General features: G+C 60.8%; 11 protein-coding genes. 7 read left to right on the top strand and 4 right to left on the bottom strand.

Features of this window, described 5'->3' with window-relative positions; genetic code table 11:
- Positions 1 to 305 precede the first annotated feature (305 nt).
- The 3 genes from DFR37_RS06255 to DFR37_RS06245 all read left to right on the top strand — a co-directional run bounded on the left by DFR37_RS06255 (position 306) and on the right by DFR37_RS06245 (position 4324).
- Positions 306 to 1709 carry a DEAD/DEAH box helicase gene (locus tag DFR37_RS06255; RefSeq protein ID WP_113932346.1) on the top strand — a complete coding sequence of 468 codons (1404 nt, stop codon included), beginning with the start codon at positions 306 to 308 and terminating at the stop codon, positions 1707 to 1709.
- 40 nt (positions 1710 to 1749) lie between these two features.
- The gene (locus tag DFR37_RS06250) at positions 1750 to 3357 is read left to right on the top strand and encodes a peptide chain release factor 3 (RefSeq protein WP_113932345.1); all 1608 of its coding nucleotides are present in this window, start codon (positions 1750 to 1752) and stop codon (positions 3355 to 3357) included.
- Positions 3358 to 3673: 316 nt separating this feature from the next.
- Positions 3674 to 4324 carry a hypothetical protein gene (locus DFR37_RS06245; RefSeq protein WP_113932344.1) on the top strand — a complete coding sequence of 217 codons (651 nt, stop codon included), beginning with the start codon at positions 3674 to 3676 and terminating at the stop codon, positions 4322 to 4324.
- Between the two features lie 118 nt (positions 4325 to 4442).
- On the opposite strand, the gene bfr is transcribed toward DFR37_RS06245, so the two are convergent.
- The 3 genes from bfr to rpoN form a co-directional block, all read right to left on the bottom strand.
- Positions 4443 to 4913 carry a bacterioferritin gene (gene bfr, locus DFR37_RS06240; protein WP_113932343.1) on the bottom strand — a complete coding sequence of 157 codons (471 nt, stop codon included), beginning with the start codon at positions 4911 to 4913 and terminating at the stop codon, positions 4443 to 4445.
- Positions 4914 to 5257: 344 nt separating this feature from the next.
- A complete protein-coding gene (locus DFR37_RS06235; RefSeq protein WP_113932444.1) occupies positions 5258 to 5524 on the bottom strand; it encodes a (2Fe-2S)-binding protein in 267 nt (88 codons plus the stop codon).
- 208 nt (positions 5525 to 5732) lie between these two features.
- The gene (gene rpoN / locus DFR37_RS06230; RefSeq protein ID WP_446682121.1) at positions 5733 to 7253 is read right to left on the bottom strand and encodes an RNA polymerase factor sigma-54; all 1521 of its coding nucleotides are present in this window, start codon (positions 7251 to 7253) and stop codon (positions 5733 to 5735) included.
- A gap of 16 nt (positions 7254 to 7269) precedes the next feature.
- Between rpoN and DFR37_RS06225 the strand changes: the two genes are divergently transcribed.
- The 3 genes from DFR37_RS06225 to DFR37_RS06215 all read left to right on the top strand — a co-directional run bounded on the left by DFR37_RS06225 (position 7270) and on the right by DFR37_RS06215 (position 11572).
- Positions 7270 to 7806 carry a hypothetical protein gene (locus DFR37_RS06225; RefSeq protein WP_113932341.1) on the top strand — a complete coding sequence of 179 codons (537 nt, stop codon included), beginning with the start codon at positions 7270 to 7272 and terminating at the stop codon, positions 7804 to 7806.
- 334 nt (positions 7807 to 8140) lie between these two features.
- A complete protein-coding gene (gene leuA / locus DFR37_RS06220) occupies positions 8141 to 9832 on the top strand; it encodes a 2-isopropylmalate synthase (RefSeq protein WP_113932340.1) in 1692 nt (563 codons plus the stop codon).
- Between the two features lie 156 nt (positions 9833 to 9988).
- A complete protein-coding gene (locus DFR37_RS06215; protein ID WP_113932339.1) occupies positions 9989 to 11572 on the top strand; it encodes a serine hydrolase in 1584 nt (527 codons plus the stop codon).
- Positions 11573 to 11741: 169 nt separating this feature from the next.
- On the opposite strand, the gene DFR37_RS06210 is transcribed toward DFR37_RS06215, so the two are convergent.
- On the bottom strand, positions 11742 to 12089 hold the full coding sequence (locus tag DFR37_RS06210) for a DUF1840 domain-containing protein (protein WP_113932443.1): 348 nt from the start codon (positions 12087 to 12089) through the stop codon (positions 11742 to 11744).
- A gap of 96 nt (positions 12090 to 12185) precedes the next feature.
- On the opposite strand from DFR37_RS06210, the gene DFR37_RS06205 reads away from it, so the two are divergent.
- Positions 12186 to 15968, top strand: a complete 3783-nt coding sequence (locus tag DFR37_RS06205; protein ID WP_113932338.1) for a phospholipase effector Tle1 domain-containing protein — start codon at positions 12186 to 12188, stop codon at positions 15966 to 15968.
- Positions 15969 to 16072 lie beyond the last annotated feature (104 nt).

The following is a 16072-nucleotide window of genomic DNA, read 5'->3' as shown; positions in this document are numbered from 1 at the left end:
AAAATGTCTGGAGTTCGATTACAACAGCACAAACTATATCTGGGCAAGCGCCTTGCGGGGAATACCGGCATAGTCAAAATAAAAGTCGCGGGAAAACCCCATAATGCGCTACAATGGTAGGTTATGCGATGAGCCAATCAGCGCATAAGCATGCAGGCGTTGCAACCCTTGCGCGCCGCAGGTCATAACTGCAAGCTTGCCCCTTTTGCTAAAAAGCGGGGCCGCCAAAGTTTCTTACCTTTTTACTTCGTCCGCCTAGATTGGTGTCTCTCGACTCGAGCGATAGGCTGTCGCTGGAGTTATTCTTGAATACCCAAATTACTTTTGCCTCTCTTGAGCTGGCCGAACCCCTTTTGCGTGCCGTTTCCGAAACCGGCTACACCATACCCACCCCCATCCAGGCACAGGCCATTCCGCAGGTATTGCTGGGCGGCGACTTGCTGGCAGCCGCCCAAACCGGCACAGGCAAGACCGCCGGCTTTACACTGCCTATATTGCACCGCCTGCTGGCAAGCCCCCCGGCCCAAACGCGCAAGCCTGGCCGCCCGCGCTGCCTGATCCTCACGCCCACGCGCGAACTGGCCGCCCAGGTTGAAGAGTCCGTACGCACCTATGGCAAGCACACCAGCTTACGCTCCATGGTCATGTTCGGCGGGGTCAACATCAACCCGCAAATCAATGCCTTGCGCAAGCCGCTGGACATACTGGTGGCCACGCCCGGACGCCTGCTCGACCATGCGCAGCAAAAAACGGTCGATCTGTCGGGCGTTGAAATCCTGGTGCTGGACGAAGCCGACCGCATGCTGGACATGGGCTTTATCCGCGACATCCGCCGCATTTTGGCCTTGCTGCCCAAGCAGCGCCAGAACCTGCTGTTCTCGGCCACTTTCTCCGACGAAATTCGCGAGCTGGCCAAGGGCGTGTTGACCAATGCCGCCGAAATCTCCGTCGCCCGCCGCAACACGGCCTCCGAGCTGGTACAGCAAAGCATCGTGCTGACCGAGCAAGCCCACAAGCGCGACCTCATCAGCTACATCATCCGTGAAAGCGGCTGGCACCAAGTGCTGGTGTTCACACGCACCAAGCACGGCGCCAACCGCCTGGCCGAAAAACTGGTCAAGGACGGCCTTGCCGCAGCCGCCATCCATGGCAATAAAAGCCAGGCAGCCCGCACGCGCGCCCTGGACGGCTTCAAGACCGGCCAGGTTGCCGTTCTGGTCGCCACCGACATCGCGGCGCGGGGCATCGATATCGACCACCTGCCCAATGTCATCAACTTTGAATTGCCCAATATCCCCGAAGACTATGTGCACCGTATCGGCCGCACCGGCCGGGCAGGCAGCCAGGGATCGGCGCTTTCGCTGGTCGACCGCAGCGAAATGAAGTTCCTGAGCGCCATTGAAAAGCTCATCAAAAAGCCCATCGACCGCACTACAGTCGAAGGCTGGACGCCCGCCATGGTTCAACCCGACTCGGGCAACACAGACCGTGAAGACCGGCCCCAACGCAATGGCGGCGGACGGCCAGGCCCCTCGGGCCGGCCCGACGCACGGCGCGGCGGACGTCCCGGTGCTGGTGCCGGCGCCGGCACAGGCGGCAACCGCGGCGGCCGCCCGGCCCAGGCCAATGGACGGCGCGAAGGCTCGAGCGGCAATCGCTCCGGTGCCGCGCGCAGTTCTTCGCCCCGTTCCGGAGCCCCCCGCTCTTAAACCGCTATTCGCAATACTTGCTACTTGCCAGAAATTCGCCATGAGCATTGCCAACGAAGTCGACCGTCGACGCACTTTTGCAATTATTTCCCATCCCGACGCGGGCAAGACCACGCTGACTGAAAAACTCCTGCTGTTCGCAGGAGCCATTCAGATAGCCGGCAGCGTAAAGGCCCGCAAGGCCAGCCGCCATGCCTCGTCCGACTGGATGGAAATTGAAAAGCAGCGCGGCATTTCGGTCGCATCGTCGGTCATGCAGATGGAGTATCGCGACTGCGTCATCAATTTGCTCGACACACCGGGCCACCAGGACTTTTCGGAAGACACCTATCGCGTGCTGACCGCGGTCGATGCCGCCCTGATGGTGATCGATGCCGGCAACGGCGTCGAACCGCAAACCATACGCTTGCTGCAAGTATGCCGGGCACGCAACACGCCCATCATCACTTTCATCAACAAGCTAGACCGCGAAGTCCGCGAACCGCTGGAACTGTTGTCGGAAATCGAAGCCCACCTGGGCATGGACGCCGTGCCGTTTTCCTGGCCGGTGGGCATGGGCCGCTCGTTCGGCGGCGTGTTCGACATTCGCCATAACCACATGCGCGTGTTCAAGGCCGGAGAAGAGCGCCGCAACGACCAGGATGAGATCATCGAAGGCCTGGACAACCCGGCAATTGCCAGCCGCTTCGGCGAAGCCTTTGCCAAGGCCAACGAAGAAATCGAACTCATCCAGGCCGCCGCCCCCGAGTTCGACCATGAAGCATTCCTGGCGGGCCAGCAGACGCCGGTGTTTTTCGGCTCCGCCATCAATAATTTCGGCGTACAGGAAGTGCTGGACGTCCTTGTCGAGCTGGCGCCCAAGCCCGGCCCGCGCGAAGCACTGCAACGCACGGTACAGCCGCAAGAGCCCAAGTTCAGCGGCGTAGTCTTCAAAGTGCAGGCCAATATGGACCCCGCCCACCGCGACCGCGTAGCGTTCGTTCGAGTCAGTTCGGGGCGCTTCGAGCGCGGCATGAAGCTAAAGGTGGCCCGTACAGGCAAAGAAATTCGCCCCAACAACGTCGTCTCGTTCCTGTCGCAGCGGCGCGAGCTGGTCGAAGAGGCCTATGCCGGCGACGTCATCGGCATTCCCAACCATGGCGTATTGCATTTGGGCGACGTGCTGACCGAAGGCGAAAACCTGCAATTTACGGGATTGCCCTTTTTTGCGCCCGAGCTGTTTCAAGCGGTTGAGGTCAAGGATCCCTTGCGCATCAAGCAGTTGCGCATCGGCCTGACCCAGCTTGGCGAAGAAGGCGCCATCCAGGTGTTCCGCCCCGAAGCCGCCGGCGGCGCCCTGTTGCTGGGCGCTATCGGCCAGTTGCAGTTCGAAGTCGTGGCGCACAGGCTCAAGACCGAATACGGCGTCGAAGCGCGCATGATGCCATCGCGCTACAACATGGCGCGCTGGATCACCTCGGAAGACCCCAAGGCCTTGCGCAAGTTCATGGACGCCAACGCCGCCCACATTGCTTACGATGTGGTCGATGCCGCCGCCTTCCTGGTCAGCTCGCAGGCTCAGCTGAGAGTGGCGCAAGAGCTTTATCCCGCCATCGAATTCCATGCCATGCGCGAGCATGCGGGCAAGGTCTTTGGCGCAAAGGCCTAGGAGGCGCAAACCGTCCCCTGGGGGCGGCCCGCCCGCCGATGGAAACCGCCCTTGGCATCATGGCCGGTACCGCCGAACCGCCCACGGCTGTTCGGGCTGCGGCGGTATTGTTTTGCCTGCCCACGTCTTAACAAATGCTTACACGTATTGCGCCTGAGGCAAGATTTATACTGGCAATATCTGATCCAATAGGGCTGGTGTCCTGCACATCCGCCCTGTACCTGCCCTACAATGCCGGTTCAAGGCCGCACAGGCTGCTTGTAGCGGCGCATAACTTACTCGGGCACTGACCCAGCTCCATAGACTGAGGATCCGAATGTCCTGGCGTTCAATCTTTGCATTACTTATTCTGGCCGTCGTTGCCTCTGCCTGGGGCGGCTTGCGCCTGGGCAACTGGCTGGTAGCGCATGGCCCCGCTCTTGCCGGCAACATGCAAGAACGGCTTGAAACCCCGACGGTTCCGGTTCTGGACGCCGACGGCAAACCCCTGACCTCGCAACCGCCGCAGCCCCTGATCGACGGGCGCCTGGGCGTTCCACCCAAGCCCACCGAAGTCGCCTGGGAAATTCCGGCCGAATCCTTGGACCAAACCAAGTCGAATCAAGTGGTTGCCGTAGCCACTACGCCGATCACCATGGTCGAAGCCCAGCAAATTGCGGCGGCCAACAGCGGCGGCAGCCGTAATTTGGTCGGTATCGCCGACGTGGGCAACCTGATGGGCGGCAGTGCAAAGCCGCCCCTGCAACCCGTCGACGTCCCTGCCCCGCCGCCTCCGCCCAACACCGCACCTGCCGGCCCACGCGGCAATGCGCAGGCCTGGCAGGCAAATTTGCGCCAGGATCTGCAGGCATGCAGTGCGGAAAGCTTTTTTGACCGGCCCAGTTGCGCCTGGGCGGCACGCAATAAATACTGCACGCCCAATAGCGCATGGGGCTCCACGCCTGACTGCCCGGCCAAGAGCTTCTAAACCGGCAAAAGAAACCCGCGAAGGTGTCGTCGGCTTTGGTGGCCCATGTGGGGCGGCCAGTCAACGGATGACGGCTTCAAGACCTTCCTGGCCTTGAAGCCTGTAGCGCAGGCTTTTATTATTCGCCCATCTGGGTTTGCAGATAGTTCTGCAGGCCCACTTTGTCGACCAGCTCGATTTGCGTTTCCAGCCAATCGATGTGCTCTTCGGTGTCGTCCAGAATGTCCTGGAACAGATCGCGCGAAACAAAATCCCGTACCGACTCGCAGTAAGCCATGGCTTCCTTGACCGTCGCCTGTGCCGCGCTTTCGAGCTTGTGGTCGCACGACAGAATTTCTGGCACCGATTCTCCGATCAGGAGCTTATGCAAGTCCTGCAGATTCGGGAGCCCGTCCAGCATGAAAATACGCTCTATCAAGCGGTCGGCGTGCTTCATCTCGCCAATCGATTCATCGTATTCGTGCTTGCCCAGTTTGTTGAACCCCCAGTGGTTCAACATGCGCGCATGCAAGAAGTATTGATTGATGGCGGTCAGCTCGTTCTTCAACTGCTGATTTAAAAATTGAATAACTTTTTTATCGCCTTTCATGGCTTTGCTCCCAAGTCGATGTTATGGCTGGCATGCTTGCCTCTGGACAATAGGCTAACACGCAGGCATGGCATTTACATCAGGGTGCGGACGCAAGCTACGGCTTGGCCGCTGCGCGATGCAGCGGAAAGCACAAATAGGAATGAAACTGCGTCTTGAAACGGCTACAGGCGCAACGCCGTGAAACCGCGGCCGGGCCGACACGCTGGGGAGAAAAACTACGGAATTCTTATTGATTTACTGCACATGCGAAAGCACGCAGAGAGCATTTTATTGATGGGCTTCGTGCTTGAAATTATTGTAATAAATTACGACAAACCGCCGGTTTCTGCGGGAGTTTCTATTTAAGCACGCCGCGCAATGATTTCTACCATGGTGACGGTAGCGGATTCGTCGTTGGCGGCTGCAACCACCAAAGCCGCCACTTCAGGGGCTGGTACGTGGCCGGCATAGCGTCCGCCAGGCAGGTATTCGGCCGCGGTTTCAGCGCAGCGCCCGCAGCAGGTCGCGACCCCAAGCTGTCCCTGTAGGTCGGACATCGTGAGCGCACCGTCCGCTACAGCGGACTGAACTTGGCGCTCGGTGATTGCATTGCAGATACAAATGAACATGAGAATAATTATCATCTCGAAAGGATAAAAAATCAACCGTTTCGATAGCCCCGATTTGTTTTTTACCCACATTTATTTGTATCAAAAAATCCGGATACCTAAATGAGCCTCCAAGGAACGCGGTGGCGGTCCCCGGCTTTTCTCGCCTTCCTCGCCTTCCTCGCGGGTATCCCGGCCTGGCGCCTGGCCGCAGTCCCCAGCCTTCCCTTTACTCGGGCGGGCTTTCGGATCCTGGAAGTCCGCCCCTCTTGCCGTAGGTCAGAAATGCGCGGGACTTGCGTAGCGCTGCCGTTTCAATGCCGGCCGCTTCGCGGTATTTGGCAACCGTACGGCGGGCGATCACGACGCCCTGGCCGGCCAGCCCAGCCATCAATTGGCTGTCGGACATAGGTTTTTCGGCCCGCTCCTGCGCCACCATTTTCTGAATCATGTTTTGCACCGCCTTGGCCGAGGTAGAGTCGCCGTCCTCGGTCGCCAGCGCCACTCCAAAGAAATGCTTCAGCTCGAATACCCCCCAGGGGGTCTGCATGTACTTTTGGCGGGTAGCCCGGGATATAGTGGACTCGTGCATGCTCAGTTCTTGCGCAATATCGCGCAGCACCAAAGGGCGCATTGCGCCGGGGCCTTGTTCGAAGAATTCTTGTTGCCGCTCGACGATAGCCTGTCCCACACGCAATATGGTTTCGAATCGTTGCGCGACACTTTTCACCAGCCCATGAGCGCTTTGTATCTGGCCGGACAAATCGCCGCCCTTGGGAACCGGGTCGGCCGCCCCAGGCGCGGCGTCCTTTCCGGCCTGGCCCGGCAAACCGGCATTCCTGCCCGCCGGTTCCGCGCTTGCCGCCCGGCCCTCGCGCAGCAAGCGTTCGTATAAAGCATTGACCCGCAGGCGAGGCACGACAGCGGCATTCAAACGCGCCTGCCAACGGCGTCCCGCCTTGCTTACGATTATCTCGGGCGTCACATAGGCAGCCTGCGAGCCCGCCCAGGCGCGGCCAGGCTTGGGGTCAAGTTCCAGCAACAAGCCATGAGCCGCGCGCAATTGCTCTCGCGTACAAGACATGACGACGCACAACTGCTTTAAGTTGCCGCTGGCAAGCAGCGGCAAATGGTGCCGGGCCAGTTCACAGGCACAGGCAAAAACCTGGGGGTCGGCCTTGTCCTTCAAGGCCTCCAGCTGCAGCATCAGGCATTCGCTTAAAGAGCGCGCGCCCACCCCCCTGGGGTCGAACGATTGCAACAGGCGCAAAGCAATGCGCAATTCGTCCGGATCGACCTGCAGATGGTCGGGCAAATAGGCGCCGATCTCGTCCAGCGACGTTGCCAGATAGCCGTTCTCGTCCAGCTCGCCGATAAGGAGCTCCAGCAGCACGCGGTCCCTGTCCACGACATGGGTGGTTTGCAACTGACCCAGCAAATGCCGCAGCAAGCTGTCGGGCTCGCTGGCCTCGGGCGGGGCGTACTCTTCGTCGGCACCATGCGCACGGTTGGATGCCGACAACATTGACCACCCCTCGCGCTCGATCGCGCGCGTTTCCGATTCCGCTTGCGCCGCTTCGGTGGCATACTCTTCGTCACGCTCCAGCAATGGATTCTCTTCCAGTGCCTGCGCCACCTCGGCCTCCAGGTCCAGCGCCGAAAGCTGCAGAAATCGAATCGATTGCTGCAGTTGCGGGGTCAGCGCCAGATGCTGGCTTTGGCGAAGCTCTAAAGATTGACGCGATAGCATAGGTAAAATAGCCTGCATGAAACCAAACACACTACACCAGCCCACTCGCCACGACGACACCGTATTGCGCAACGCGCTATTAAAACTTACAGCGGTGCAAAAAATTACCTGCGTCGTTGTAGTCGCCATTGTCGCCCTGGTCTGGTATGACCTTCTGAATCGGCTTGTGGCCTTCGGACGCGGCATCGACTATGCCGGCCTGCATGCGCTGGGCGCACAGATCGTCGAATTCCTGAAACAGTACAACCCGTTTTTCTGGTGGGGAGTCGTAGCGCTCTGCACCCTGATTATTGCTTATTTTTTATATGGTTTCATACAAAGCACGCATCGGCGCGTACAGCGCCGGCTGCTTGGCGCCGACACTCTGGCCGATGTAGTGGCGCAATTGTCCGAGCCCGCGCGCCAGGTGCTGGCCTGGGCCTGGCAAGACCGGCGCAACCCCATGACCGTTGGTGATTTGCAACGCGCTCATCAAGAATTGCGTAGCGGGCGATTCGGCAAAATCGAACTCTCGCTCAAGCACGCCGAGCTTCTCGAGCAAAAAGCCCCCTAAAAAGAATATTGGCAGCGCTTGTCAAACGCAGCAAAATATGTTTGACTATATAGCATGAATCCCGCGCATTTTTCCTTTGCAAATACCACCAGCCGCCCTGCGGCCGGTTTTGCTGCGGGTACCCTTCTTGTGCGCCCTTCGCTGGCGCGCTCGCTGTCGCTGCTACTACCGACCGGTTGCCGAACCTAGCGTTCCGTGGCAGTTCGGCAGCCTGCGCAAGCCACCTCGAGTCCCCTCTTAATATTACCCAAGGCTCATGACCCGCGATCCGGGTTTCCCTTACGCCTGTGCCGGTAATAAAATAACCTAAGATACTGCTAAATAGGTGCACCACATGCTCGCTAACCCATCCGATAAATATCGCCCATTTGTGCCGTTCGCGCGCGACTTCGCCGAACGCACCTGGCCCAGCAAGCGGATTACCCATCCGCCCATCTGGATGAGCACAGATCTGCGCGACGGCAACCAGTCTCTTATCGAACCCATGAGCGTCGAACGCAAACTGCGTTTTTTCGAACAATTGCTGAAGATCGGCTTTAAAGAAATCGAGGTAGGCTTTCCTTCGGCCTCGCAAACCGACTTCGACTTCGTGCGTAAACTTGTCGACGACAAGCTCATCCCCGACGACGTCACCATCATTGCCCTGACCCAGTCGCGCGAAGACCTCATCCAGCGCACGGTCGAAGCCGCAGCAGGGGCCCGCAACGCCATCATCCACATGTACAACGCGTGCGCACCGGCCTTTCGCAAGATCGTCTTCAACATGAGCAAAGACGAGGTCAAGGAATTGGCCGTAACCGGTACCCGGCTGATCAAAAAATACACCGGCCAGCATCCTGAAACAAACTGGCGCTACGAATACTCGCCCGAAGTCTTCAGCACGACCGAACCCGAGCTGGCCCTGGAAGTGTGCAATGCCGTAACGCAAGCATGGCAGCCTACCCCCGACTCCAAGATCATCTTCAATCTGCCCGCCACCATCGAGGCCACCACCCCGAACATGTATGCGGACCAGATCGAATGGATGCACAACAACCTGCAACACCGCGACTGCATCGTGCTTAGCGTACATCCGCATAACGACCGCGGCACCGCCGTCGCGGCCGCCGAGCTGGCCGTCATGGCGGGCGCCGACCGCGTTGAAGGCTGCCTGTTCGGCAACGGCGAACGCACCGGCAACGTCGACCTCGTTACCTTGGCGCTTAATTTGTATACCCAGGGCATCCACCCCGGCCTGGACTTCTCGGACATCGACGAAGTACGCCGCTGCGTCGAATACTGCAATCAGTTGCCCGTGCATCCGCGCCATCCGTATGCCGGCGACCTGGTCTTTACGGCATTTTCGGGCTCGCACCAGGACGCCATCAAAAAAGGCTTTGCCCTGCAACAGCCCGACGCCTTGTGGGAAGTTCCCTACCTGCCCATCGACCCGGCCGACCTGGGCCGAAGCTACGACGCGGTCATTCGCGTCAACAGCCAGTCGGGCAAGGGCGGGGTTTCCTACCTGCTCGAACAAGAACACGGACTGGTCTTGCCGCGCCGCCTGCAAATCGAGTTCAGCCGCGCCATCCAGCGGGTTACCGACGAAACCGGCAGCGAAGTCACCGCCGACGCGGTCTACAGCCTGTTCGACAAAGAGTATCTCAGCGTCGACAAACCCTGGAAGCTCGTACGCCACCGCATTACCGGCAACCCCAAGGCCAAAACCGGGCAGCAGTTCGCCATCGAAGTCGAACTCGAGCACAACGGCAAGGTTCGCAATCTTACCGGCCAGGGCGACGGCGCCATTGCCGCGTTTGTCGATGCGCTGGACTCGGATATTCGCATTATGGACTACCACGAACACGCCATCGGCACCGGCACCGACACGCGCGCGGCCTGCTATGTTGAACTGCGGGTGGGCGAGTCGGGCACAGGCTTTGGCGTAGGCATACATGCGGACATCGTCACCGCTTCGTTCCTGGCCATCTTGTGCGCGGTCAACCGCCACGAAGCAACTCACGCGGCGGAATCCATCGCCGCATAAGCGCTGCGCTGGGTATATACCTCCGTCAAACGGGCTGGCCTTGCGCCAGCCCGTTTTGCTTGATGCCGCCTATTAATCTGTGCACAATCAAAACCACTGGCCAGTGGTTTGCGCTGCGTCCCATTACCTTATTCGCCAACAAGAGGGCTTTCGGCCATGCCATGCTACCTACGCCATATTCTTAGCCGCGGTGCAGCGGCACTTGCGCTTGCGTGCGCGGCCATGCCGCCGGCGGGCGCCGCCGATGCCGCTGCACCGCCGGCCCAGACCTTCGGCGTGGACGTCCCGGCGGGGCAGGTCGACGCGGCCATTGCCAGGCTGGACGAACTGGCCAAGAAAACCATGCAGGACACCGGCATTCCGGGCATGGCTATCGCCGTCGTCAAAGGTGGCGCCACCGCCTACGCCAAAGGCTTCGGCGTACGCAAGGCGGGCGAGCCCGCATCTGTCGACGCCGACACCGTATTCCAGCTGGCTTCTTTGTCCAAGCCCCTGGGCGCCACCGTCATTGCGGCGCAAGTGGGCAAAGGCGTCATCGCCTGGGACACACCGATCGTCAAGCAACTTCCCTGGTTCACGCTGTCCGACCCTTGGGTCGGCGACCACGTAACCATCGGCGACATGTACGCCCACCGCTCGGGCCTGCCCGACCACGCCGGCGACGACCTCGAGGCCTTGGGCTATAGCCGGCGCCAGGTTCTTGAGCGCTTGCGGCTGGTGCCGCTGCGCCCGTTTCGCGCCGGCTACGCCTACACCAACTTCGGCCTCACCGCGGGCGCCATCGCCGCGGCCGCGGCCGCAGGCAAGGACTGGGAAACGCTCTCGCAAGAATCGGTATATGAACCCCTGGGCATGGCTTCGACCAGCTCGCGCTTCGCCGACTTCATTCAACACACCAATCATGCCAGCGGCCATGTCAAGACAGCCGACGGCTTCAAGCCCTTATATTCGCGCCAGCCCGACCCCCAGACGCCGGCGGGCGGAGCCAGTTCTTCGGCCAACGATATGGCCAAGTGGATGAACATGGTGCTGCATAACGGCCGCTACGGCGGCAAGCAAATCATTTCCGCCAAGGCTTTGCTGCCGGCTCTTGTGCCGCAAATACCCATGGGCATGCCGGGTTCCGTTTCCGCCCGCACCAGCTTCTACGGCTATGGTTTCATCGTTGACACCCAAGCCTCGGGCCGCATTGTGTTGTCCCACTCGGGCGCCTTCGAAGCCGGCGCCGCCACCAGCTTGCTGATGATTCCCTCTTTGGACCTGGGCATTATCGTCCTTAGCAACGCCATACCCGTCGGGGCGGTGGAAGCGCTAAGCATGGAGTTCGCGGACTTGGCGCAATACGGCCGCATTACACGCGACTGGCGCAGCCTATATGCGCAAGCCATGGCCGGCATCATGGCCCCTTTTGGAACCCTGGCAGGACAAAAAGCGCCCACCTATTCCCAGCCGCCGCTCAAGCCTGAAGCCTATGCGGGCACGTACTTCAATGAATACTACGGTTCGGTTCATGCCGCCGTCCGCGACGGCAAGCTTGTCCTGACCATAGGGCCAGCCAAGACCAGCTTTACGCTGATCCATTGGGACGGCAACCGCTATGTCTTTGCAATCGGCCCGCCGAACGCGCCCGAAGGCTCGCGCTCGACCGTCGACTTCAGTGTCGATGATGCCGGGCTGGTCCAAGGCATGCAGGTGGAGTTCCTGGACACCAGCGGCATGGGTCGGTTCGTGCGGCGGTAGTGTAAGCCCCCACGCTGCGCCACTTACGCGGCTTGCTGCCCCCCAAGGGGGCGCTTTTTGCCTTGGGGCGGCCCGGCGGTAAAAATATGCCCCCACGCTGCGCCGCTTGCGCGGCTTGCTGCCCCCAAGGGGGCGTTTTTACCTTGGGACGGCCCGGCGGTAAAAACAACTACCAGATAGGGGCGGGCTCCCAGGTGACGTCGGCGTCGTGTTCGCGCGCGGCCTTGAGCATGGCCAATAACGGGAATGCGCGCTGGCGGAAGCTTACTGGCTGCAATATAGGATGTTCGCGGGTTTCATTTTCATCGTCGTGCTCGGTAAATTCGGGGGTCTGGTCGACAGCAATCGCCCGTTCGATACCGGCAATTGCCGCGCTAAGATTCTCGCGGGTGATAACGCCGCGTTCCGGTAGCACATTGTCGGTAAACGACTTGCCCGCGGCGCGAAGCAATGGAAGCGCATGTTGTGAAAACATGAGCACTTCGGCTGCGGGTTTGGTATGAAAAAGAATAAGCATATTGGTTTCCCACAATGGACACATTCATACACTACCCTAACTTTTCACCACTGCCAAGCGGCAATATGACGGCATCTCATTCTTGCGCGGGCCGTCATGACACGCATCTTTTTGGGGCTGGTCGCGGCCCTGACATTTAGCTGTACAAGCGTTGCAGACTTGGTCTGCCAACCCTCTACCCTCGGCTCTCCGTGCGGCGTGGGCGGCATCGCCACTCAAGCCGCGCCCGAGCCCGGCCTGAACCTGGGGGCAGGCAACCCGGTGCATCTGGCCACCGGCAACAAGTACCAGCTTGAACACGACTTGCCCCCGCAACCGCGCGCGCCTTTGCTGGAAGTCGCACGCCACTACAACGCTCTCGACCGGCGCCCATCGCCGTTGGGCCAAGGATGGGCGCTTGCCTACGACACGCGCGTGCACCTCGTTGCCAATCGTTGGCAGATCGTACAAGCCGACGGCAGCCGCATCATCTTTTCCGGCCAGCAAGAAGACGTCCGGACCAACGCGCATGGACGCTTGCAGCGTCAAGAAAGCCAGTGGCTATGGACGTGGCCCGACGGGCGCCAGCTACAGTTCAACAGCCACGGACTGCTGGTGCGCGTGGCACGAACATCATCCTCCGGCCCCAGCCTGAACATAGAACGCCATGACCAGGCGGGGCCTATGTCGGGCAGCATCAAGCAAATTACCGACAACAACGGCCGCGCCCTGGTCTTTACTTATTCAGTACACCAGCAGCGCGCCTACCTGCGCAGCATCGACACCCCGGCCGGCCGTTTTCATTATCAGTACGAACCGGCCGAACAAAAGCCAGCCCAGCAGGAATCAGCCGAACCCGGCACCGCGCCGGCAACGCCAGGCATGCTGCGGCTGCAGTCGGTAACCCGCCCCGACGGCATGCAGCGCCGCTATCTTTACGAGCCCGAGCACCAGGCCGGCAATGCGTTCCATCTGACCGGAATAGAAATCGTATCGGTCGACCGAAAAGAAACGCAGCGCATCAACACCTGGGCCTACGATGCGCAAGGGCGTGCCGTATTGTCCATTGAAGGCGGCCCCGCTTCGGACAAAAACAAACTGCGTATCGAATATGTGCGCACAGCCAGCGTGCGGCAAAGCGGCCTGACTATCGTGCACGGCGAACAGGGGCGTACCACACGGTTTCGCGTGGCGCAGCAAGGCGGACGCCATGTCCTGCTTGGGGTGGAAGGCGCGCCATGTCCGGGATGCGCGGCGCCAGGCACCCAGGCCTCCTACGACGTCCGGGGCCGGCTTATACAGGTCAATGGCATGCTGATACGCCGCCATCCGCAAGGAGGGATACGGCAGCTGGTTCCAGCCGCGGCGGGTTGGCCCGGCCTGGTGCTGGACTACAGCGAAAGCGGCTTGCGCACTTCATGGCGTTCGGCGGCTACCGGCACCGAACGTGCAATTTACGGCGCGCGCGGCCAGCTGCTGCGCCGCGTGTTCGCCAACGACGACCGCTGGGACTACCGCCACGACGCGGCGGGACGCCTTGTCGCGGTCGCGGCAGGTAACGCACAGCCCGAAGCCAGGCTGTCCTGGCATGGACAAAACCTGCTGCGCATCGAGCATCCCAACGAAACCGACACGCGCCAATACGATCAGGATAACCGCCTTGCCGCACGCACCGTGCAACGCAATGCAGCCGGCATCCCCGCCTTGTATACCGAACGTTATGGCTACGACGGGCATAATCGCCTTACGGTCCAACACCTGCCCGAAGGCGGCAAACTGGTTTATCGCTGGGGCGCGCAGCAACGCTTGCTTGGCATAGTCTGGCATGACGTCCAGGGCAAGTCCCATACCGTCATCCAAAGCCTGCCTTCGCAACCGGGCTATGAATATGGCAATGAGCTGCGCCTGCACACCACCTTGCAACATGGGCAGGCACGGCAACTGGCCCTGCGCGACCAGCATGGGCGGCTTTTATGGCTGCAAAGGCAAGACTACGACAAGCAGGGCCGCGTCCACCACGAAACCCACCATACGCCTGTTGCGGGACACACCGAAACCTGGCGCTATGCCTATGACCGTGCCTCGCGCCTTATCGGTGCCGAGCGGCAGGATGCTACGGCGCAAGCGCCCTCCCGCGCGCCCGGCAGCGCTGCGCCCTCGCAGCCGATGAGCAATAATGGCCTTGGGGTGCAGGCGGCCATGCACTGGTATGCCTGGAACCAAGATGGCTCGCTGGCCGCCTTGCTCACCGGCGGCGCCACCGAGAAACCGCGCATGGAATATGACCCAAGCGGGCTGCCCACACGCGTAGGCGTCATAACGCCGCGCTACAACCCGCAACGTCGGCTAAGCGCCATAGAAAGAAACGACATGCAGCTTGCCGCCTATAAGCACAACGTCTTTGGTCATCGCGTGCGTAAACGCACGGCGGCGGGCGCCACCGACTATTTTTATACCGGCAACAAACTGACGGCCGAAGCACGGCACAATGCGCACGCAACGCAAGCGCCCCGCATTACACGCCGCTATGTGTATGCCCACGATGTGCTGGTGGGGCTGGTGGACTATAGCGGCCACAACGGGCACGGCCGTTTGTATGCCGTGCACGCCGACCTGCTGGGCGCGCCGCGCTTGCTGACCGACGAACATCAGGCCGTACGCTGGTTCGCCCGCTACAGCCCCACCGGCCAAGCCGAACAACTGGCGGGCGACATGGCTTTGGATATCCGCCTGCCAGGCCAAATCCACGATGCCGAGACTGGCTGGCACGACAACCTGCTGCGCACATATTTGCCCGCCTGGGGTCACTACTCCGAACCCGATCCCCTGGGGCCGACGCCGGGCAGCCAAATGCGCGGTTATGCCGCCCAGCAGCCCCGCAAATACATCGACCCCACCGGCTTGCTGCTATTCGCCTTCGACGGCACACGCAACAATCCCCAGACTCAAACCAATGTCTGGAAAATGAGCCAGCGCTATCTGGACGGCCCGGTGTTCTATCATTCCGGGCCGGGCAATGCCCACTACACCGACTGGGACAGCGTAACCGCCTACAGCGCGGCGCGCATACTCGATACGCAATGGGCGCATTTGCTCAATGCCCTTGGCCGTCCTCCCGCAGCGCCCAACGAAACCATACCGATAGACATCATCGGCTTTTCACGCGGGGCAAGCCTGGCGCGCCATTTCGGCAACCTGATCAACAATCATGTCGACCAGGGTCTGTTTTCATACCAGGACGAACTACGCGGCCTTGTCACGGCTTGCGTCGACCTGCGCTTCATGGGCCTGTTCGACACCGTGGCCCAATTCGGCCTGGGCGGCCTGCGCAACGCCGATTACGATCTAAGCATCGCGCCCGCCTGGGGTTGGGTAGCGCATGCTGTTGCGCTGCAAGAGCATCGTTGGTATTTTCCGTTAAGTTCGGTACAGAACGCTGGCAACAACACCATAGAAGCGCCGTTCATCGGCGCCCACGCCGACATAGGAGGCGGTGTGGGCCACGCGGCGCCCGCCGGAACCGAACCCGCCGGCGGCGACCTTTCCGACGTGGCCTTGAACTGGATGCTCTGGCAGGCCCGCTCCGTCGCCTTGCATTTCGGCGAAGGCGACCCAAGCCAGAGCGAAATCACCGACCCCATCGTGCACGATCAGCGTCCGCCGGTTATACGCGTCCAGGGCAGCGACCGCCCGGTCGATGCCGCCGACGGCAATCGGCTGCACCGCCACCAAAACGAGCATCCCCGCCTGGGCTCGGCCCAGCGCCAAGCCACAGAACAGCTCATCGATCGCCACGAAAGCTGGCAATTGGGCAGCACCAATGAAGTCGGCATCGTCGATATGGCGGGCTATGCCTTATGGCTGCAGACCGAGCTGGGCTGGACCAGCCTGCCCGCTTGAACGCCCCGGCGCATTGCTCCGGTGGGCACCGCATAGTACTGCGCAACACGCCGCGCAAGAAATCACGCTATCATTTACATCTTCACGGCTATCCTGGCCGGGTG

This window comes from Eoetvoesiella caeni (genome assembly GCF_003315175.1).
GTDB classification, from domain to species: Bacteria; Pseudomonadota; Gammaproteobacteria; order Burkholderiales; family Burkholderiaceae_B; genus Eoetvoesia; species Eoetvoesia caeni.
The sequence above is the reverse complement of the archived record's forward strand: the minus strand, read 5'-3'. Positions and strand labels throughout refer to the sequence as shown.

What these genes read in the sequence shown, in the direction of transcription:
- DFR37_RS06250 (WP_113932345.1), top strand. Translation starts at nt 1,750, where the DNA reads ATGAGCATTGCCAACGAAGTCGACCGTCGACGCACTTTTGCAATTATT.
- DFR37_RS06245 (WP_113932344.1), top strand. Translation starts at nt 3,674, where the DNA reads ATGTCCTGGCGTTCAATCTTTGCATTACTTATTCTGGCCGTCGTTGCC.
- bfr (WP_113932343.1), bottom strand. Translation starts at nt 4,913, where the DNA reads ATGAAAGGCGATAAAAAAGTTATTCAATTTTTAAATCAGCAGTTGAAG.
- DFR37_RS06235 (WP_113932444.1), bottom strand. Translation starts at nt 5,524, where the DNA reads ATGTTCATTTGTATCTGCAATGCAATCACCGAGCGCCAAGTTCAGTCC.
- rpoN (WP_446682121.1), bottom strand. Translation starts at nt 7,253, where the DNA reads ATGCTATCGCGTCAATCTTTAGAGCTTCGCCAAAGCCAGCATCTGGCG.
- DFR37_RS06225 (WP_113932341.1), top strand. Translation starts at nt 7,270, where the DNA reads ATGAAACCAAACACACTACACCAGCCCACTCGCCACGACGACACCGTA.
- leuA (WP_113932340.1), top strand. Translation starts at nt 8,141, where the DNA reads ATGCTCGCTAACCCATCCGATAAATATCGCCCATTTGTGCCGTTCGCG.
- DFR37_RS06215 (WP_113932339.1), top strand. Translation starts at nt 9,989, where the DNA reads ATGCCATGCTACCTACGCCATATTCTTAGCCGCGGTGCAGCGGCACTT.
- DFR37_RS06210 (WP_113932443.1), bottom strand. Translation starts at nt 12,089, where the DNA reads ATGCTTATTCTTTTTCATACCAAACCCGCAGCCGAAGTGCTCATGTTT.
- DFR37_RS06205 (WP_113932338.1), top strand. Translation starts at nt 12,186, where the DNA reads ATGACACGCATCTTTTTGGGGCTGGTCGCGGCCCTGACATTTAGCTGT.